At 64.6% G+C, this 17,678-nt stretch carries 18 protein-coding genes; 8 read left to right on the top strand and 10 right to left on the bottom strand.

Features of this window, described 5'->3' with window-relative positions; genetic code table 11:
• Window positions 1-18: 18 nt before the first annotated feature.
• The gene (locus VGD10_RS01735) at window positions 19-1,182 is read left to right on the top strand and encodes an acyl-CoA dehydrogenase family protein (RefSeq protein WP_331039067.1); all 1,164 of its coding nucleotides are present in this window, start codon (window positions 19-21) and stop codon (window positions 1,180-1,182) included.
• Window positions 1,182-2,285 carry an acyl-CoA dehydrogenase gene (locus VGD10_RS01730; protein WP_331039066.1) on the top strand — a complete coding sequence of 368 codons (1,104 nt, stop codon included), beginning with the start codon at window positions 1,182-1,184 and terminating at the stop codon, window positions 2,283-2,285. Before VGD10_RS01735 ends, VGD10_RS01730 begins: the two co-directional genes overlap by 1 nt.
• Here the strand turns inward: VGD10_RS01730 and VGD10_RS01725 are convergent.
• Window positions 2,282-2,587, bottom strand: coding sequence for a hypothetical protein (locus VGD10_RS01725; RefSeq protein WP_331039065.1), 306 nt, complete (start codon window positions 2,585-2,587; stop codon window positions 2,282-2,284). The genes VGD10_RS01730 and VGD10_RS01725 overlap by 4 nt on opposite strands.
• Before the next feature lie 110 nt (window positions 2,588-2,697).
• Here VGD10_RS01725 and VGD10_RS01720 point away from each other — a divergent pair, with 110 nt between their 5' ends.
• Window positions 2,698-2,847, top strand: a complete 150-nt coding sequence (locus VGD10_RS01720; RefSeq protein ID WP_331039064.1) for a hypothetical protein — start codon at window positions 2,698-2,700, stop codon at window positions 2,845-2,847.
• Between the two features lie 3 nt (window positions 2,848-2,850).
• Here VGD10_RS01720 and VGD10_RS01715 read toward each other — a convergent pair whose 3' ends face one another.
• The 3 genes from VGD10_RS01715 to VGD10_RS01705 are packed head-to-tail and all read right to left on the bottom strand — an operon-like array spanning window position 2,851 to window position 5,995.
• Window positions 2,851-3,249 (bottom strand): PaaI family thioesterase, encoded by a 399-nt coding sequence (locus VGD10_RS01715; protein ID WP_331039063.1) that lies wholly within the window; start codon window positions 3,247-3,249, stop codon window positions 2,851-2,853.
• Window positions 3,250-3,260: 11 nt separating this feature from the next.
• Complete coding sequence (locus tag VGD10_RS01710) at window positions 3,261-3,863, bottom strand: TIGR04282 family arsenosugar biosynthesis glycosyltransferase (RefSeq protein WP_331039062.1); 603 nt, start codon at window positions 3,861-3,863, stop codon at window positions 3,261-3,263.
• On the bottom strand, window positions 3,863-5,995 hold the full coding sequence (locus VGD10_RS01705; protein ID WP_331039061.1) for an FAD-dependent oxidoreductase: 2,133 nt from the start codon (window positions 5,993-5,995) through the stop codon (window positions 3,863-3,865). Before VGD10_RS01705 ends, VGD10_RS01710 begins: the two co-directional genes overlap by 1 nt.
• A 147-nt stretch (window positions 5,996-6,142) precedes the next feature.
• Here VGD10_RS01705 and VGD10_RS01700 point away from each other — a divergent pair, with 147 nt between their 5' ends.
• Together VGD10_RS01700 and VGD10_RS01695 are read left to right on the top strand one after the other, a co-directional pair.
• Window positions 6,143-7,009 (top strand): radical SAM protein, encoded by an 867-nt coding sequence (locus VGD10_RS01700; protein ID WP_331039060.1) that lies wholly within the window; start codon window positions 6,143-6,145, stop codon window positions 7,007-7,009.
• Window positions 7,010-7,669 (top strand): TIGR04283 family arsenosugar biosynthesis glycosyltransferase, encoded by a 660-nt coding sequence (locus tag VGD10_RS01695; protein ID WP_331039059.1) that lies wholly within the window; start codon window positions 7,010-7,012, stop codon window positions 7,667-7,669.
• A gap of 3 nt (window positions 7,670-7,672) precedes the next feature.
• On the opposite strand, the gene VGD10_RS01690 is transcribed toward VGD10_RS01695, so the two are convergent.
• The 4 genes from VGD10_RS01690 to lptF all read right to left on the bottom strand — a co-directional run bounded on the left by VGD10_RS01690 (window position 7,673) and on the right by lptF (window position 12,396).
• Entirely contained in the window at window positions 7,673-8,440 is a 768-nt protein-coding gene (locus VGD10_RS01690) for a sterol desaturase family protein (protein ID WP_331039095.1), read from the bottom strand.
• 126 nt (window positions 8,441-8,566) lie between these two features.
• Window positions 8,567-10,093, bottom strand: a complete 1,527-nt coding sequence (locus VGD10_RS01685) for a lipopolysaccharide biosynthesis protein (RefSeq protein ID WP_331039058.1) — start codon at window positions 10,091-10,093, stop codon at window positions 8,567-8,569.
• On the bottom strand, window positions 10,094-11,188 hold the full coding sequence (gene lptG, locus VGD10_RS01680; protein WP_331039057.1) for an LPS export ABC transporter permease LptG: 1,095 nt from the start codon (window positions 11,186-11,188) through the stop codon (window positions 10,094-10,096).
• Entirely contained in the window at window positions 11,188-12,396 is a 1,209-nt protein-coding gene (gene lptF, locus VGD10_RS01675) for an LPS export ABC transporter permease LptF (protein WP_331039094.1), read from the bottom strand. Before lptF ends, lptG begins: the two co-directional genes overlap by 1 nt.
• Window positions 12,397-12,525: 129 nt before the next feature.
• Here lptF and VGD10_RS01670 point away from each other — a divergent pair, with 129 nt between their 5' ends.
• The 3 genes from VGD10_RS01670 to VGD10_RS01660 are packed head-to-tail and all read left to right on the top strand — an operon-like array spanning window position 12,526 to window position 14,873.
• Window positions 12,526-13,020, top strand: coding sequence for a DUF2141 domain-containing protein (locus VGD10_RS01670; RefSeq protein ID WP_331039056.1), 495 nt, complete (start codon window positions 12,526-12,528; stop codon window positions 13,018-13,020).
• On the top strand, window positions 13,021-13,995 hold the full coding sequence (locus VGD10_RS01665) for a diacylglycerol/lipid kinase family protein (protein ID WP_331039055.1): 975 nt from the start codon (window positions 13,021-13,023) through the stop codon (window positions 13,993-13,995). It abuts the gene before it with no gap.
• Window positions 13,992-14,873 carry a hypothetical protein gene (locus VGD10_RS01660; RefSeq protein ID WP_331039054.1) on the top strand — a complete coding sequence of 294 codons (882 nt, stop codon included), beginning with the start codon at window positions 13,992-13,994 and terminating at the stop codon, window positions 14,871-14,873. The genes VGD10_RS01665 and VGD10_RS01660 overlap by 4 nt, the downstream gene beginning before the upstream one ends.
• Here the strand turns inward: VGD10_RS01660 and VGD10_RS01655 are convergent.
• Both VGD10_RS01655 and VGD10_RS01650 read right to left on the bottom strand, forming a co-directional pair.
• Entirely contained in the window at window positions 14,830-16,824 is a 1,995-nt protein-coding gene (locus tag VGD10_RS01655; protein ID WP_331039053.1) for a hybrid sensor histidine kinase/response regulator, read from the bottom strand. The genes VGD10_RS01660 and VGD10_RS01655 overlap by 44 nt on opposite strands.
• Before the next feature lie 64 nt (window positions 16,825-16,888).
• On the bottom strand, window positions 16,889-17,678 hold a 790-nt coding region (locus VGD10_RS01650; RefSeq protein WP_331039052.1), incomplete at its 5' end, for an aminotransferase class I/II-fold pyridoxal phosphate-dependent enzyme.

Genomic DNA, 17,678 nt, shown 5'->3' with positions numbered 1-17,678 from the left:
CGCTTCGGAGACAAGAGCATGACCGATTTGGACGTCTTCCGGAAGGAGACACGCGCCTGGCTGGAGGCGAATTGCCCGCCGGAAATGCGTGAGCCGATGCGGGGCGAGGAGGATGCCTGCTGGGGCGGTCGCAATCCGGTCTTCAAGAACGACGCGCAGAGACGCTGGATGCAGGTGATGGCGGAGCGCGGCTGGACCGTACCCGACTGGCCGAAGGATTATGGCGGCGGCGGTCTGTCGCCCCCCGAGACGAAAGTCTTGAAGCAGGAGATGGCGGCGATCGGGGCGCGCAATCCGCTGATGAGCTTTGGCATCTCAATGCTCGGGCCGGCGCTGCTCAAATACGGTACAGAGGAGCAGAAGAAGCGCTTCCTGCCGGAGATTGCCCGCGGCGAGATTCGCTGGTGTCAGGGTTATTCGGAACCCAATGCCGGCTCGGATCTGGCCTCACTCCAGACCAAGTGCGAGGATAAGGGCGATCACTGGCTGGTGAATGGGCAGAAGGTGTGGACCTCTTACGCCGACAAGGCGGACTGGATCTTCTGCCTCGTCCGCACTGATTTCTCAGCGCCCAAGCATAAGGGCATCAGCTTCTTGCTATTCGACATGGCGAGCCCCGGCGTGTCGACCAAGCCGATCCTGCTCATCTCCGGCTATTCGCCCTTCTGCGAGACGTTCTTCGACGACGTGGAGGTCCCGAAGGACCAGGTGGTCGGCGAGGTGAATAAGGGCTGGGACGTCGCAAAGTATCTGCTCGGCCACGAGCGCGAGATGATCAGCGGCATGGGCCTCGGCGGCAATGGCGAGAGCCTCGGCGTGGCGCTGAGGGAGCGGCTGGCGGAGAACCCAATCCTCCGCGCCGACGTGGCGCGTTTCGATGTCGATGCCATGGCGTTCCGCGCGATGAGCGAGCGCTTCATGGACGAGCTCAAAGCCGGGCACGCACATCCCGCGCAGCCGTCGATGATGAAATATGCTGGCACGGAGCTCAACAAGGCCCGGCACGAGTTGGTGATGGCCGCCGGCGGCTCCAACGCGGTCGAATGGGAAAGTGACCGCTCGAAAGGCGGCAAGGCTGCGCGCGAGTGGCTCCGCACCAAGGCGAACAGTATCGAGGGCGGCACGTCCGAAATCCAGCTCGGCATCGTCGCCAAACATATCCTTCAGCTTCCGGGGGCCTGATGCCGCTCTACCTCAATGAAGATCAGGCGATGCTGCGGGACACTGCACGCGATTTCATGGCGAGCGAAGGCGCGATCGCAAAACAGCTCCGCCACTGGCGTGACCGCAACTGCAAGGACGGGTTCGGCCACGCCTTGTGGAAGCAGTTTGGCGAGATGGGCTTTACCGGCATCTTGATCGACGAGGCGGATGGCGGCCTCGGCCTCGGTCATGTCGAGGCCGGTATCGTGCTGGAGGAGATCGGCCGCAACCTTACCCCGTCGCCCTTCCTCGTCACTGCGGTCGCCGTGGTTGAGGCGCTGCAAGGCACTGCGGCGCGTGAGCACTGGCTCCCCGGCATCCTCAGCGGCGACACCGTCGCGGCACTCGCCGTGGACGAAGGTCCGAAGCACAGACCGGACGCCATTGCCATGACGGCGGAGCGATCCGGCAACGGCTTCCGCCTGTCCGGCCGCAAGCAGTTCGTGGTGCAGGGCGCCTCGGCTGACTTTTTTGTCGTTGCCGCACGGACGGACGAGGGGATCGGCCTATTCCTGGTCGAGAAGGAGGCGCAGGGTCTCGATGTCGAGGGTGTGCGGCTCGCCGACAGCAGCATTGGTGCGCGGCTCGACTTCAACGGCGTCGAGGTCGATGCCGATGCGCTGATCGGAGGCGAGGAGGCGCTCTCCCGCGTGCTACGCGCGGGTAGGGCAGGCGCAGCGTCCGAAATGGTCGGCGTTGCATCGGGCGCGATGGGAATGACGGTCGACTATCTCAAGCAGCGGAAGCAGTTCGGCCGCCTGATCGGCGAATTCCAGGTGCTGCAGCACCGCGCCGCGCATCTTTATTCGGAGCTGGAGATTGCCCGCGCCGCGACCTTGAAGGCGCAGCAATTGCTCGACGAAGGCAGTGCTGAGGCCGAGGCAATGGTATCCGTCGCGAAGGCGAAGGCGGGCCGCGTCTCGACGCTAGCGGTGCAGGAAGGGGTGCAGATGCATGGAGGCATCGGCATGACCGACGAGTACGATATCGGTCTCTACATGAAGCGCGACCGCGTGCTCAACGAGCTGTTCGGCGACGCCAATTACCACGCCGACCGGCTGGCGCGGCTGCTTGGCTACTAGTCCTTCGTCGCAGGCGAATTCTCGTTGCCCTCGATTACGTCTTCGCCGAGCTGACCCTTGCCGTGATAGGGCATTTCGGTCTGGCCGCCGTGGCCCATGAAGCCGTCCTTTTCGGGCTTTTTGCCCGTATGTGGATTGGGATAGGCGCCGCCAGCAGAATCGCCGCCGCCCTCCCGGCCGTTATACTTCTCCCGCGCGTCTGGATCGTCGCGCGCCAGATCGCCCGCCTGTCCCTGTGACCCGGCCTGATCGGCGCTGTGGGTGCCGGCATGCGGCCCCGGCATCGGCTTCTTGTCGTCCATGCTGATTTCCTTCCGCCAAGCCGACGCCCGACACTGTCCGTCGGTTCCAGCCGCGCCGGCTGAAACGAGAGGCGGCCGGGGCCGTTGGCGGCGCAGCAAAGGAGACGGATATGAGCGGTCCACGCAGGGACAGCGGCAACGATACGCGCGGCAACAACCTTACCGGACGCGGGTCGAAATCCACTGATGACAACAAGAAAGCGGGCGGCGGCCACGGCGGCAGCGCGCGGGACAGCAACGCCCGTCCGCCGGGCGGCTAACACCTAATCTTCGCCAGCTTTTTCCCGCCGCAGCATCAGGTTCATGTGGGCGGTGGCGATCGGCTTTGCCCGGTCCTGCTGCCAGGCGAGGGACTCGACGTTCGCAACGCGGTTGCCGAGGCGGGTGATGGTCGCCGCGGCATAGGTTTCATGTTTGCCGCCGCCGCGCATGAAATCGACGGTGACGTTGATCGGCTTCACCGTCACATCCTCGTCCCCCAGCGCGTCGTAAAGCGTACCGAGCGCGGCGAATTCGAGCAGGCCGGCGATAGCGCCGCCGTGCAGATAGCCGGGCCGCCCCACCACTTCCTCGCGGAACGGCATCACCCAGAGGAGCTCGCCATCCTCCCCGCGGCGGGTGCTGAGCCCTAGCAGTTCGCCATAGGGAGGGAGCCTGTCCATCGCGGCCGCTCCTATCCCCGCGCCTCATAAAAGGCGAGGTCCTCCGGCTCGTCTATGTCACGGAGCGTGGCGCCGAGATGCAGCGACCAGCCGAGCGCCCGGACGCGCCCGATCGTCTCCCGCGCCACGTCCGGCCCGCTCCAGCCGATCCCGCTGAATAGCGAAGGATCGAAGCGGTTGAGGCCGAGCAAAGCATAGCCGCCGTCGAAGGTCGGATGGATGACCGCATCGTGCGTCTCCAGCTCCCAGCAGGCCTGCTTCAGGCGCCGCTCGTCCAGTTGAGGGCAGTCGGTGCCGATGAAAACGACGCGCTCGTCGTCCGAAACCACCCGCTCCGCCGCGCGGGCGAGTCTTTCGCCGAGGTCGCCGTCGCCCTGCTCGCTGAGCCGCTTCGCCTGCGGCGGCAGCTTGCCTTTCCATTCAGGCGCGGCCGGTGAGGGCGTTGCGCAGATCTCTGTCTCGGCGATCAGCACCGAGGATGCCGCACGATAGGTGTCCGTCAACATGCGCTGCGCCAGGTTCGCCGCACCTTCCTCTCCCAATGCGGGGATGAGCCGTGTCTTCACCTGCCCCGGCACCGGCGCTTTGGCGAAGATGACGATCCGCGTCTGCATCAGCCGCGCTGCCAGCGATGATATTGTTCGACCCAGGCGAGCAGCCGCTCCGGCTTGTGCGCCTTCTTCCATTCGCCGGCCGCATATTTGTTCGCTTCGGCCATGGTCGGATAGGCGTGGATGGTGCCGAGCACTTTGTTGAGGCCGATATTGTGCTTCATTGCCAGCACATATTCGGCGATCAGCTCGCCCGCATTGGCGGCAACGATGGTCGCGCCGAGGATCTTGTCCGAACCCGGCTTCACCAGCAGCTTTACGAAGCCTCTGTTCGCGCCTTCCGTCACGGCCCGATCGAGATGGTCCAATTCATAGCGGACGATCTCATAGGCGATGCCCGCTCCTCGGGCGCTCAATTCATTATGGCCGACATGCGCCACCTCCGGGTCCGTATAGGTCACCCAAGGCAGCACTGAGTAATCAGCACGGAACTTCCGGAACTGGCCAAACAGGGCGTTCACTGCTGCGAACCACGCCTGGTGCGCGGCAGCGTGGGTGAATTGATAAGGGCCAGTGACGTCGCCCGCGGCGAAGATGTTGGGATAGACGGTTTCTAGATAGGCATTGGTGACGATGTTACTGTCCGTTTCGATGCCAAGCTCCTCCAGCCCATAGCCCGTGAGCCGCGCCTTGCGGCCGACGGCGACGATGATCTCGTCGAAGGGAAGCGTTACTTCGCCCTCCGGCCCGCGTGCGATTAGCGCCTTTGCTTCGCAGCCAAGCGCCTCGTGCCCCGTGCGGATATCGACGCCTTCGCCGCGCAGGGTGTCGGCGACGAAGGCGGAAACCTCGCCATCCTCTCGCGGCAGGATGCGTGCGCCTTGCTCGACCAGCACGACCTTGCTGCCGAGCCGCGCAAAGGCCTGCGCCATCTCCGTGCCGATGGGGCCTCCGCCGATGATGACGACGCGCTGGGGCAAGGCATCGCGGCCGGAAAGCGCGTCCCACATCGTGTCGCTGGTGAGATAGCCCGCCTCACGCAGACCCGGGATCACGGGCACGAACGGCTCCGCACCCGCGGCAATGACGATCGAGCGGGTGGTCAGCCGCTCGCGCCCGTCTGTCTCCACAGTCCAAGGATCGACGATCTTCGCGTGACCCAGCCGCACGTCGACGCCGAGGCCGGTATAGCGCTCTACGCTATCGGCAGGCTCGATGGTGCTGATCACCTCACGGATGCGGGCCATCATCGCCGGGAAATCCACAACAGGTGGATCAGCTCGAATGCCGAAGTCCGCAGCCTTCCTCACGTCATGCGCCGCGCGGGCGCTCCGGATCAGCGCCTTAGACGGGACGCAGCCCGTGTTGAGGCAGTCGCCACCCATCTTGCCGGCTTCGATGAGCGTCACCTTCGCCCGCACCGTCGCGGCGATGTACGCAGTGACTAGCCCTCCGGCGCCCGCGCCGATCACGATCAGGTTGCGGTCAAACTTCTTCGGCCGTTTGAAGCCTTTGTAGATCCGTCGCCGTCTCACGCCACTCATGACCCACTTGGCAAGCAGAGGGAACAGGCCGAGCAGCACGAACGAACCGATCAGAGCGGGTGATAGGATGTCACCTGTGCTCTCGATCCGCGCCAGTTGCGTCCCCGCATTCACGAAGACGATGGTGCCCAGCAGCATTCCGATCTGGCTGACGAGAGCGAAAGTAAGCAGCCGCATCGCTGTCAGCCCCATCGCCAAATTGATGAGGAAGAAGGGAAAGGCCGGGATCAGCCGCAGGGTCAGGAGGTAAAAGGCGCCATCCTTGGCGATGCCGCGATCGATCGCTTCCACGCGCCGGCCGAACTTGGCCTTCACCCAATCGCGGAGCAGATAGCGGGAGGTGAGAAAGGCAAGGCTCGCGCCGATGGTGGAGGCGAAGGAGACGATGATCGTGCCGAGCAACAGCCCGAAAATCGCACCCGCCGCGAGGGTCATGATCGCAGCGCCGGGCAGCGAGAGCGCTGTCACAGCGACGTAGAAGAGGAAGAAGCCGCCGATCAGCAGCAGCGGCCGTTCTTCGAGCAGCCGCGCCAGATCGGCCTGCCGCGCCTTCAGCGCCTCGAGCGTCAGGTAGTCCCCAAGACCGAAGAGGAAGAAAGCGGTGATCGCTGCAAGGACCAGGATCAGGAGTGCCGCCCGTCCGCCCTTCATGCCTGCCGCCCCTTTTGCGCCGCCCGATTACCATCTACTGCTTAGGAGAGGAGAGACGAGATAGCTACCGCTCCCGAGACCGACCTGTCGCCCTTCCTCGACCCGGCGGCGCGCCCACTCGATCCGGCCAAGTTTCGCGATCCGGCGGTGACGGCGAAGGGCGAACGGCGGGCCTATGTCGCGCTTGAGTGGTTGGAAACGCTCTGGATCAACACCGGCACGCTCTGCAATCTCGCCTGCAAGAGCTGCTATATCGAAAGCTCCCCCACCAACGACGCCCTCGTCTATCTGACGCTCGCGGAAGTCGAGGCTTATCTCGATGAGGCCCAGGCGGTTGGCACGCGCGAGATCGGCTTCACCGGCGGTGAGCCTTTCATGAATCGGGACATCATCCCGATGCTGGCGTCAGCCCAGCGGCGCGGCTTTGAAGTGCTGGTGCTCACCAATGCGATGCGGCCGATGCGCCGGTTCGAGGCGCAGTTGAAGGCGCTGCCGCGCGAGCGGATCACCTTCCGCGTCAGCCTCGACCATCACACCAGGGCTGTGCATGAGGCGGAGCGGGGCGCCGGTACGTGGGAGAAGGCGCTCGACGGCCTCCGCTGGCTCTCGGAGCAGGGCTTCCGCCTTGCCGTTGCCGGGCGAAGCCTCGCCGGTGAGGACGCGGCCGAGGCACGCGCCGGGTATGACCGCCTGTTCGCCGAGCTTGGCGTCAGCGTCGACGGCGGACTGGTACTGTTCCCTGAGATGGACGCGGCAGCCGATGTCCCGGAAATCACCGAAGCCTGCTGGGGCATATTGGACGTGCCGCCCTCGGCCATGATGTGCGCGTCGAGCCGCATGGTGGTGAAGGCGAAGGGGGCGGAGCGGCCGCATGTCGTCGCCTGCACTTTGCTCCCCTACGATGCGCAATTCGCGCTTGGCCAAAGCCTCAGCGATGCCAGCGGCAAGGTGATGCTCAACCACCCGCATTGCGCGCGCTTCTGCGTGCTCGGCGGCGCAAGCTGTTCCGGCTGATTGCTTTCGGTCGTCATCCCAACGCTGAATGCCGAAGCCCATCTGGGCGCGACCCTTGATGCGGTGCGGGAGGCGGACGAGATCGTCGTCGTGGACGGCGGCTCAAGCGACTATACGATCGAAGTCGCCGCGCGCCGCGAGGTAGTACTGCTCTGCGCCGCCACCGGGCGCGGGCACCAGTTGATCGCCGGAGCCGAAGCGGCAGGGGGCGACTGGCTGCTCTTCCTCCATGCTGACACGCGTCTGTCGCCCGGCTGGCGCAAGGCTGCGGAGCAGCATATGAAGGCGGAGCCTGAGAGGGCCGCCTGCTTCCGCTTCCACCTTGCCTCCGCAGCCTGGCAGGCGCGGCTCATCGAGCGAGGCGTGGCGCTTAGGACGCGATTGTTGGGCCTGCCCTACGGTGACCAGGGACTGCTGGTCCCGCGCCGCCTGTACGATGCGCTTAACGGCTATTCATCCTTGCAGCTGATGGAGGATGTCGACTTTGTCCGCCGCATCGGCAAGGCGCGGCTGCGTCTGTTGGCGGCGGACGCCGTCACTTCAGCCGAGCGATGGGAAAAAGACGGCTGGTTCCGGCGCTCCGCACGCAACCTCGCCTGCCTTGCCGCTTATTATGCGGGCGCGCCGCCGGGGCGGCTCGTCCGACTCTACAGCGGCTAAGCCCTATTCGCCACGCTTGCGTGGATGGCCGGTGGCGACGCCGCCGCTGAGCTCGGCAACCTTCGGCCAGCGCTTCGCCACCTCCGGCGTATAGCCGAGGTTGAAGACGGTCGGGCTCTTTTCCGGGCGTTCGGCGCGGTCGTAATAGGTGCCGAACAGCTTGTCCCAGAGGAAGGTCGTGATTCCGTAATTGCCGTTCTCGTCATGGAAATGATGGGCCATGTGGCGCTTCTTCATTTCCGCCAGCCACTTCGACTTGGGCTTGTAGGCGAGATGCTGGATGCAGTGACAGAATTCGTAGAAGCAGGTGGTGAGGAGCCCCGTCGCAAAGGCGACGCAGGCGGCGCCGAACGCGGCGTCCGCGCCCCAGAAGCTGCCGATCGCATAGCCGAGCGGAGCCGTCGCGAGCGCGATTGTCGGCAGCGTAGTGTGCAGAGCGCCGAACAGCACCTCGAGATGGTTGGGATCCTGGTGGTGGTCGTAATGGATGCGCTTCCAGGTGGAGGCGAGCGGCGCAATCTTGAACATCCAGCGGCTGTGCAGCACCCAGCGGTGAAGCACATACCAAACGAGCGGATAAACGAGCGCCGAGACGACGACTGCGGCAAGGGTCGGCGCGAGCGGCGCTGGACGCCAGGCGAAAGCGGCGATCGCGGCGAGCGCAAGCGCGATATAGGCGATGATCGCCGGATACTGGAAGTAAGCCACGACCAGTTCGCGCAGCGTCATCTTGTCTAGATGGTGCGAACGGTTCCAGAACCCCGGACGCATCGATTGTGCGAGCTTCACCTTGAATTTCCTCGATATTCTTGCGTGCCGACGCTTATGCCCCCGCATTAGACGCCAATATGTGTCCGCGTCATGAACTTGCAATAAGGCGGATTTCGGGCGGGGCGCTTATCGGCTGTGACTTTTCGGCACCAGTCGCACGCTACGCGCGAAGCCACCAAGCGCTTCGCGGTCGGTTCGGGTGAGGCCGAAGCGGAGTGCCACCCAACTGGTCAGCGCCCAGAGCAGGAGCACGGCGATGAACCTTGGCGGGCCGCCGATCAGGATCTGAGCCGTCCACATCATGGCTACGCCGGCGAGGGCGATGCCCAGCGCGGCAAAGAGCTTGCGATCGAAGGGCAGGAGCCCGTCGGAAAACCCGAGCTCAACCGTCGCTGCAACGGCGATGAGCAGGGTGCCCGCGGCAACCGATATCGCCATTCCGAGCGGGCCGAGGCTCGGAACAAGCAAGGCGGTGAGCGCCGCCCAGAGGAGAATGCCGAGTAGGCTGTTGAGGAGTGGCAGGCCCCTGTGCCCCGTCATCTCGACAATAGACGTGGCTGGGCCAACCACCGCTTCGCCGGCACGGGCGGCGGCGAGGATGACGAGCAGCGGCAGCGCCGCCGCGGCTTCGGGGCGGTAGACGCTCAATATGTCCGCACCGGCAAAGATCAGCAGGCCCGCCAGCGGAATAACGAGCGCGGTCGAGACGCGGCTTGCGAAGCGGTAGAGCGGCGCGATTGCCGCTCGGTCGCTGCGCGCTTGGGCTGATGAGAGCGGGGCCATCACATATTGAAAGGCCTGACGGACGATGAGCGGTATCGTCGAAATCTTGCGGGCGATCTCGAACAGGCCGGCGGCGACCGCGCCTCGCGTGCCCGGCAGCAAGAGATTGAGCACGACCGGAGGCGCATCGATCAGGAGCCGGCGTGCCAGCGAAGCGGGGTAAAGGGCGAGACCGGAGAGGAACAGGTTGGCGGCGAGCGCGCGCGAGATCGGCGCGCGGAGAAGCAGCTTCAGGTCGAAATAGCGGGCGAGGAGCGGCACGCAGAGCGACGCTGTAAGCCCGAGCGAGCAGAGATGAGCAAGCATCAGGCCGAGGGTGCGGGCACCGAAAGCGAAGAAGAGGAGCGAGAAGAGAATGCGCGCGATCTGCTCCCAGAAGATGCGGAGGCGGATTTCTGGCCCGAACGCGCGGCGAGCGCGAGCGGCAGACGTGGCGACTTCCACGAACGTCCAAAGGGGCAGCGCCCAAATGAAGATGCGGATCGCCTGCGGCAGGCTTTGCCGGTCCTCGGGCGCGGCAGAAAAAAGACCTGCGATGGCTTCGGCCTGCCAAGTTACGGCGGCCGCAATGAGGAGGGTCGGCAGCACGGCGACCAGCAAGGCAAGCTTCACGGCCGCGTGAGCCTGTTCCTCCCGCTCGGCGGCCGGAACGACGCGCTGCAGCGCGCTCGTCATGGCAAGGTCCGAGAGATTGGAAACGAAGCTTACTACCCCCCAAAGCACGACGTAGAGGCCATAGGTCGCGAGGCCGAAAAGCCAGGTGAAGAGAGGCTGGGCCAGCGCTTCGATGACGGCACCGAGGCGGGCCAGCCCGGCGAGGCCGGCGCCTTTCGCGACCTCGCTTCGGGTGACATCGCCCCCTGAGGCCATTTACTCTTCGGTCCGGATAAGGACGGTCTCGCCGATCAGGAGGAAGAGCGCGAACGGGCCCCAAGCGGCAAGGAGCGGCGGATAGGCGCCGAAGTTGCCCATTGCGAGCGCGAAATTGTCAGCGACAAAATAAGCGAAGCCGAGGCCCATGCCGATCACCGCGCGGACGAAGAGTTGACCGGAGCGGGCCAGGCCGAACGCGGCGACCGCGGCGAGAAGCGGCATCAGCACCGCCGACAGTGGTCCGGAAATCTTGTGCCACAATCCGGCTTCCAGGGCGCCGGTAGGGCGGCCGGCGGTCTTAAGCTCGCGAATGGAGTCGCGGAGCGTCCAGAAATCCTGCTCGTCAGGCTCTACCCGGGCCAGCGTGAATTGATCGGTCTGCACGCCCTCCAGGACGCGCATCGTTTGAGACCGGCGAACGGCGGTTCCATTGATGTCGAATAGTTCGGCATTCTGGAGCAGCCAGCCGCCATTGTCCGGTCTGGCGCTTTCGGCGCGAATGACGGAATGGAGGATGCCACCGTCGCGATGATAGATGGTGAGGCCGCGGAGCAAGGTCTGTTCGCGCTTGCCGCTGACCTGCCGCGCAAGGATCAGATCGTCGCCGGTTCGCACCCATACATTCGAGGAGACGCCGGTGCTCGGCGGCACCGGGCCATATTCGACAGCCTCCCAGGCGGCGAGCGTCGCTGCGGCGCGGGTGACGATCCGCTCGTTGAAAGCGAAAGAGACCGCCGCCACGAACAGGCTCGCCAGCATCAAAGGCGCGATGATCTGGTGCGCGGAAATGCCCGCGGCCTTCATGCTGACGATTTCACTATTCTGGTTGAGGGTCGCCAAGGTGATGAGCGTGCCCAGCAGCACCGAAAAGGGCAGAAACCGGGCGATGAGCATCGGGATGCGGAGCGACACATATTGCCAGAGCTGCGCGTCGCCATTCCCCGGCTGGCGAAGTATCTTGCCGCTCTCTCCGAGCAGGTCGAGCGTCATCAGGATGAGGACGAGCGCGGCGAGCACGGCAAGGCTTCGCAGCAGGAAGGTCTTCGCCATGTAGAAGGCGATGCGCTTCGATGGGAAGAAGTGCAGGTTCATTACTCGGCCGCCACCGCGCGCCGCTTGCCCCCGAAGCGGAAGATACGCCCGACTGCGCTACCCGCCTTGGCGAACGCCCTCTCAAGCGCGCCGATCGGCTGCCCCCCCGGCTTGTGCGCCAGCGTCCAATACATGCGAAGGATGATCGCGGCAAAGATGGCGAAGGGCACCCACAGCGCCAGTACCGGATCGAAGCGGTCCTGCGCCCCCATCTGCTCGGCATATTGATTGATTTTGTGATAGGTGACAATCATCACGATGCCGACGAAGATACCGAGGCCGGAGGTGCTGCGCTTCGGCGGTACCGCCAATGCGACTGCCAGTAGCGGCAAAAGCAGCATCATCACCACCTCCACCATGCGGAAGTGAAAGTTGCTCCGGATCTCGTCGCGGAGGCGCTCGGGTGCATTGTCCGATTTGCCGATCCGCACCAGCTCCGGGATAGTAAGCTCCTGATTGCCGTCGCCGCGGCCGCGGAAGGTTTCAATCGTAGGAAGGTCAATCGGAATGTCGTGGCTCTGAAAGCTAAGCACTCGCGGGGCGCGGTAGCTGGGCGCGGTGTGCACCAGCCTGCCGTTCGAGAGGCGTAGGATGATGGTGTCCGGATCATCGGTCGCGAGGAAGGTGCCGAGATCGGCGGTAGCGGCGAGTGTGCGGCCGTCGCGGCTCTCGGCGCGAATGAAGACGCCGTGGAGGTGCCGACCCTCATCGTCGCTGCGGTCGACACGGAGTGTCATCCTTTTGCCCAGATTGTTGAACTCGCCGACTTTGATGGAGGCGCCGAGGGCGCCTGAACGAAGCTCGAAACGAAGCCCCTCGTAAGCGTAACGGGCGTAAGGCTGAACGAAGCCGACGATGGCGAGGTTCACCAGCGCCAACCCGATTGCGTACATGTAAGGCACGCGGAGCAGTCGGCCGTAGCTGAGGCCGACGGCGCGGAGGCTGTCCAGCTCCGACGACAAAGCAATCCTTCGGAAGGCAAGTAGGATGCCGAGCAGAAGCCCGATTGGAATGCCGAGCGACAGATATTCCGGAATGAGGTTCGCCAGCATCTGCCAGACCACGCCGATGGGTCCGCCCTCCGTCACCACGAAGTCGAACAGGCGCAGCATCTTGTCGAGCAGCAGCAGCATCGCCGCGAGCGTCAACGTCGTCATCAGCGGCACGAAGATCAACTTCGCCAAATAGCGGTCGATACGAGTGGCGATGCTCAACTTTCGACGCCCCTTGAACATATTTTGGCCGCAACCGTGCACGATCTTGCACTTCATGGGGGCTGTTACAACCGGGCCATGCCTTGTGCCGGCGTGGCTATAGTTCCCAGGAGCTGGCTGGTCATGTTCAAATTATTGTCTTCCATCGCGGTGGCCGCACTCGCGATAACGGCGGCGCCCGCTCCGGCGCAAGCAGTTGGCCCAGACGCGGCGGCCTGCCGCTCCGGCCGCCCCTCGATCCTCGTCAACGTTAAGGGTTTCAAGAACCGTGCGGGCAAGGTTCGCGTGCAGCTTTACGGCAGCAATCCGGCCGATTTCCTTGCCAAGGGCAAGAAGCTTCGGCGCATCGATATTCCGGTGGACAGTTCCGGCCCGATGCAGGTCTGCATCGCCGTGCCCCGTCCCGGTAACTATGCTGTCGCGGTGCGGCATGACGCTGACGCGAACGGAAAGTCCGGGTGGAATGACGGAGGCGGATTTTCGCGCAATCCGGACATTTCGCTCACTAAGCTCCGTCCGAAGCACAGCCAGGTGGTGATCGCCGTCGGCAACGGCGTCAAAAATATTGACGTCGTGCTGAACTACCGGCGCGGTCTTTCAATCGATCCGATTGTATAAATGGCCCGCGTCGCGCTCCTCTCCAACCCGCGTTCGACCGGAAACAGATCGCTGCTTCCGCGCGTGAGGAGCTTTTGCGCCGCGCATAAAGATATTTTCCACTATGAGGTGGAGCATGTCGACCAGATCGGCACCGCCCTAGCCACTATCGCCAAGGTGAAGCCGAAGGTGCTGGTCATCAACGGCGGCGACGGCACCGTCCAAGCGGCGCTCACCGAGCTTTATCACGGCGGCCATTTCGGTAAGGAGCCGCCGCCGGTCGCGGTGCTCCCCAACGGCAAGACCAACCTCATCGCGCTCGATCTGGGCGCAGAGGGCGATCCGATGGAAGCGCTGCAGCGCGTGCTGGAGATCGCCAAGTCCGACATGCACCCGCATATCGTGCAGCGGGAGTTGATCGCCCTCAGCGACGGCAGCGCGGGGGGCAAGCAGGTGCTGGGCATGTTCCTGGGCGGCGCCGGGCTGGCCGACACGATGCTCTACTGCCGCCACAAAATTTATCCGCTGGGCCTTCCCAACGGTCTCAGCCATGTGTTGACAGTAATCGCGGCGCTGCTGTCGATCATGTTCGGCATGAAGGGCCGGCTGTTTCCCCCCAAGCCGACGCCCGTCAAAGTGTCGGTTCTAAAGCACGGCCAGCTTCAGGGCCAGTTCGCGCTGCTGATGGTCACGACGCTCGAGCGGCTTCTGCTCGGCGGCCATTCCCCTAAAGCTGACGCAAGCAAGGGCGCGCTTCAGCTGATGATCATAGAGCGGAAGACGCTGACGCTTGTCCGCGCGCTCATCGAAGCCATTCGCGGCCGTTTAGGGCGGCACCGGCTTGAAGGCGTGCATCTGGAGCGGGGCGACGAGATCCGGATCGAGGGCGATCATTCCAATGTCATCCTCGATGGTGAGTTGTTCGAGGCGAGCCGCGGCCATCCGATCGTGCTCAAACCCACGCCGCCCGTCCCCTTCCTTCGTCTGGCGGCGTGAGCGACCTTAAGTCACTCGTCGAAGCGGAACTGTCGCTACGGGTCGATCTGCGCGTGAGCGCGATGGCGGCTGCGATCGCTGCCCAATATGGCTCCGCCGCCCGCGCGGTGCTCTTCTATGGCTCCTGCCTCCGCACCTCCGACCTCGACGGGCAGATGCTTGATTTCTACCTGATCGTCTCCGACTATCGCGCGGCTTACGGCAAGAGGTGGCTCGCGGCGGCAAACCGGCTCATCCCGCCCAATGTCTTCCCGCTCCAGTATCAGGGGCTCGCCGGCAAATATGCGGTGCTGAGCGAGGACGACTTTCGCCGCGAATGCAGTGCGCGGGCGAAAACCGTGTCGGTCTGGGCTCGCTTCGCGCAGCCGTCGAGATTGGTATGGTCGGCCGACGAAGAAGCGAAGAGCCAAGCGGTGGAAAGCATTGCGCTAGCAGCGCCGACCCTGCTTGCTTTCACGCTGCCGATGCTCCGCGAGGGCGAAGAAGCGGACGCGCTCGCCATCTGGCGAAGGGGCTTTGCCCTCACCTACGATTGCGAACTCCGCGCCGAGCGGAAGGAGCGGCCCGGGTCCATCGTGGACGCCGATCCGCAGCGCTACCAAGCATTTGCCGAAGCTGCCCTGCCGGGCATCCGACCATTCTCCTCAACTGCGGCGCGGCAGATCTGGGAAAGTTTCCGCAAACGCGGGAAGCGGGCGAGCGTGCTGCGGCTCGCCAAGGCGAGCGCGACCTTTGCGGGCGGAATCGACTACCTCGCCTGGAAGATAAATCGCCATGCGGGAACAGACATCAAGATTGCGCCTTGGCAGCGGCGCTGGCCGCTGCTCGGCGCGGTCACTCTGCTGCCGCGCTTGCTGAAGCGTGGGGCGATACGCTAGCGCGCCGCGCGCTTGCCGCCGACACCGCCTCGGCAAGGGCGGACACGGTGAAGGGCTTTCTCAGCATGTCGTAGCCGCTGAGGTCGGCGGCCTCGCCTTCGCCTGCATAGCCGGTGACGAAGAGCACGCCGACATGGGGGTAACGCTCGGCGAGGACGCGGACAAGCTCGGGCCCGGTCATCTCCGGCATCATCACGTCGGTGATGACGAGTTCGATGTTCGGGCTCGCTTCCATCAGTTCGAGCGCCTCGCGGCCGCCTTCACAGGCGGTGACGCGGTAACCCAGCTCCTCGAGCGAGCTTTGCGTCGACCGCGACACGCGCGGGTCGTCCTCGACGAGGAGGATGTGCATCCCGGGAGGCGCCATTTCCACCTGCTGCGTCTCGGCCGGCCGGCCCTGCCGCTCGGCCGCCTGCTCCGCCGCCTGGATAGAGCGCGGCAGGTAGATGGACACAGTGGTTCCGATGCCGACGGTGGAATCGATGGTGACGTCGCCGCCCGACTGGCGCGCGAAGCCGAAAATCTGGCTGAGGCCGAGACCCGTTCCCTTGCCCACGGGCTTGGTCGTGAAGAAGGGCTCGAACACCTTCTCCAGATGCTCTGGCGCGATGCCGGAGCCGGTGTCGGTGACGCCGATGCGCACATATTCGCCCGGCTGCAGCGTCCCTACCTCATTCTCACCAACGGAAACATTGTCGATGGCGAGGGTGAGTTCGCCACGCCCCTCCATCGCGTCGCGTGCGTTGACGGCGAGGTTCAGCACCGCATTTTCAAGCTGGTTCGGATCCGCCCAGACGTGCCACGGCTCGCCGGGGAAGCGGGTGTGGACGATGATCCGCTCGCCGATCGTGCGGTCGACGAGGTCCAGCATACCGCGAACGAGATCGCTCGGTGCCACACCCTCAGGCGAGAGCGGATCGGAGCGGGAGAAAGCAAGCAGGCGGCGGGTGAGCGCAGCGGCGCGGGATGCGCCTTCCATCGCGCTTTCGAGATGGGTCTCCACATCCTGCTTGCTGCCGCCGAGAAGCTTGCGCTTGGCAAGGTCGAGTCCGCCGACGACCACGGCCAGCATATTGTTGAAATCGTGCGCGATACCGCCGGTAAGTTGCCCGACGGCTTCCATCTTCTGGACCTGGCGGAGCCTTTCTTCGGCCGCCTCGCGCTCCGCCGCCTCGGCGCGAAGGCGTTCGTTCGCTTCGCGGAGTTCGCGCGTGCGTTCCTGTACGGCATATTCGAGCGCCATGGCCCGGTTAGCTTCGGTATCGGCCTCTCGGCGGGCGACCAGCCGATCGGTGAGAGCACTATAGGCCATCAGTCCCAACAGGATCGCACCGAGACCCATCAGCACGGCTGCCCAGCCGAGATATTCGGTCAGCTTCTCCGACTGCTCGTCGAACAGGCGGGTTTCGGCGCGGCGGCGCTGCAGGAGCTGCCGTTCGCTGTCGGCAATGGCACCCAGCGTCTCGCGAAGCTTCGGCCCGGTCTCCGAAAGTCCCGCCTGATAGAAGAAGGGAACGCCGCCGCTTTGCTGACGCGACACGGCCGCAGCGGCGGCGGCGGCGAATTCCTGCCCGCGTGCATTATAAAGCTGCTGCAGCTCATCAACCCGGCGGCGCTGCTCCGGATTCTGCCGGACCATCCGGGAGAGCTGCGAGATTTGCCGTCCCGCCCGCCGCCATTCGTCGTAATAGGCCATGCCGGTGCGGTCGTTCTCGTCGAGAACGAAGCGGGCCAAAGTGGCTTCCGAGCGGGAGATGGCCGCGTCGACATTGCGGGTAAGCCAGAGTACTTCGTAAGTGTGGCGCTCCCATGCGACCGCATCATCCCGGGCCCGGTTGGACAGAGTGACCATGACGACCAGCGCGACGAGCAGCACGGTGGCGATCAGTGCGCCCGCGCTTGCCCATCCCCGCCGCCAGCCACCCGAACCTTCCTCGGGCGCGGCGTCCATGTCCTCATACGCCATAAGGCGCTTACCCTAGATCAATGGGGTGACGGTTAAAAGGCGCTTTACCTCAGGCTATGCAGCCAACGGCGCGGCCCGCCGCTGCAAACATGCCGAGTATCTGATCCACCTGCTCGTCCGAATGCTCCGCGCAAAGCGAGCAGCGGAGGAGGTACATGCCGGCCGGCGTGGCTGGCGGCCGGGCCATGTTCACATAGACGCCCTGTTCCAGCAGCGCCTGCCACATCATGACCGTCGTTTCCTGGTCTGGCAGGAGCACGGCTATGATCGCGCTCTCGGCTTCCTTGGTGGCGATGTTGAAGCCGAGGTCGCGAAGCCCCTGATGGAGGCGGCGTGAATTCTTCCAGAGGTGGGCTCGCTTCTCGCCCGCATGCATCAGCTTCCGGATCGAGGTCGCGGCGGTCGCGACCACCGAGGGTGGCAAGGAAGCGGTAAAGACATAGGGGCGGCAGACGAGGCGCAGCACTTCGAACTTCGGATGGTTGGAGACGACGAAGCCGCCAACCGTGCCGACCGATTTCGAAAAGGTGCCGACGACGAAATCCACGTCGGCTTCGACGCCGGCTTCCTCGAACACGCCGCGGCCGTTCTGCCCGAAGAAGCCCATGCCATGCGCCTCGTCGACCACGACCATCGCGCCGTGCTTCTTCGCGACCTGAACCATTTCCTTCAGCGGCGCGATGTCGCCGAGCATCGAATAGACGCCTTCGAGCACGACGAGCCGGCCGCCTTCTGCCGGCAGGCGGCCTAGGCGCTTGTCGAGGTCTTCGACACTGTTGTGGCGAAAGCGGACGATCTGGGCGTTGCCGAGCGCGCAGCCGTCATAGATGGACGCGTGG

Source organism: Allosphingosinicella sp., from assembly GCF_036402135.1.
Classification (GTDB): domain Bacteria; phylum Pseudomonadota; class Alphaproteobacteria; order Sphingomonadales; family Sphingomonadaceae; genus Allosphingosinicella.
This window is presented reverse-complemented; position numbering and strand designations above follow the sequence as displayed.

What these genes read in the sequence shown, in the direction of transcription:
- VGD10_RS01715 (WP_331039063.1), bottom strand. Translation starts at nt 3,249, where the DNA reads ATGGACAGGCTCCCTCCCTATGGCGAACTGCTAGGGCTCAGCACCCGC.
- VGD10_RS01685 (WP_331039058.1), bottom strand. Translation starts at nt 10,093, where the DNA reads ATGGCCTCAGGGGGCGATGTCACCCGAAGCGAGGTCGCGAAAGGCGCC.
- VGD10_RS01725 (WP_331039065.1), bottom strand. Translation starts at nt 2,587, where the DNA reads ATGGACGACAAGAAGCCGATGCCGGGGCCGCATGCCGGCACCCACAGC.
- VGD10_RS01720 (WP_331039064.1), top strand. Translation starts at nt 2,698, where the DNA reads ATGAGCGGTCCACGCAGGGACAGCGGCAACGATACGCGCGGCAACAAC.
- VGD10_RS01735 (WP_331039067.1), top strand. Translation starts at nt 19, where the DNA reads ATGACCGATTTGGACGTCTTCCGGAAGGAGACACGCGCCTGGCTGGAG.
- VGD10_RS01710 (WP_331039062.1), bottom strand. Translation starts at nt 3,863, where the DNA reads ATGCAGACGCGGATCGTCATCTTCGCCAAAGCGCCGGTGCCGGGGCAG.
- lptG (WP_331039057.1), bottom strand. Translation starts at nt 11,188, where the DNA reads ATGAACCTGCACTTCTTCCCATCGAAGCGCATCGCCTTCTACATGGCG.
- VGD10_RS01665 (WP_331039055.1), top strand. Translation starts at nt 13,021, where the DNA reads ATGGCCCGCGTCGCGCTCCTCTCCAACCCGCGTTCGACCGGAAACAGA.
- VGD10_RS01730 (WP_331039066.1), top strand. Translation starts at nt 1,182, where the DNA reads ATGCCGCTCTACCTCAATGAAGATCAGGCGATGCTGCGGGACACTGCA.
- VGD10_RS01655 (WP_331039053.1), bottom strand. Translation starts at nt 16,824, where the DNA reads ATGGACGCCGCGCCCGAGGAAGGTTCGGGTGGCTGGCGGCGGGGATGG.
- VGD10_RS01690 (WP_331039095.1), bottom strand. Translation starts at nt 8,440, where the DNA reads ATGCGTCCGGGGTTCTGGAACCGTTCGCACCATCTAGACAAGATGACG.
- VGD10_RS01670 (WP_331039056.1), top strand. Translation starts at nt 12,526, where the DNA reads ATGTTCAAATTATTGTCTTCCATCGCGGTGGCCGCACTCGCGATAACG.
- VGD10_RS01705 (WP_331039061.1), bottom strand. Translation starts at nt 5,995, where the DNA reads ATGAAGGGCGGACGGGCGGCACTCCTGATCCTGGTCCTTGCAGCGATC.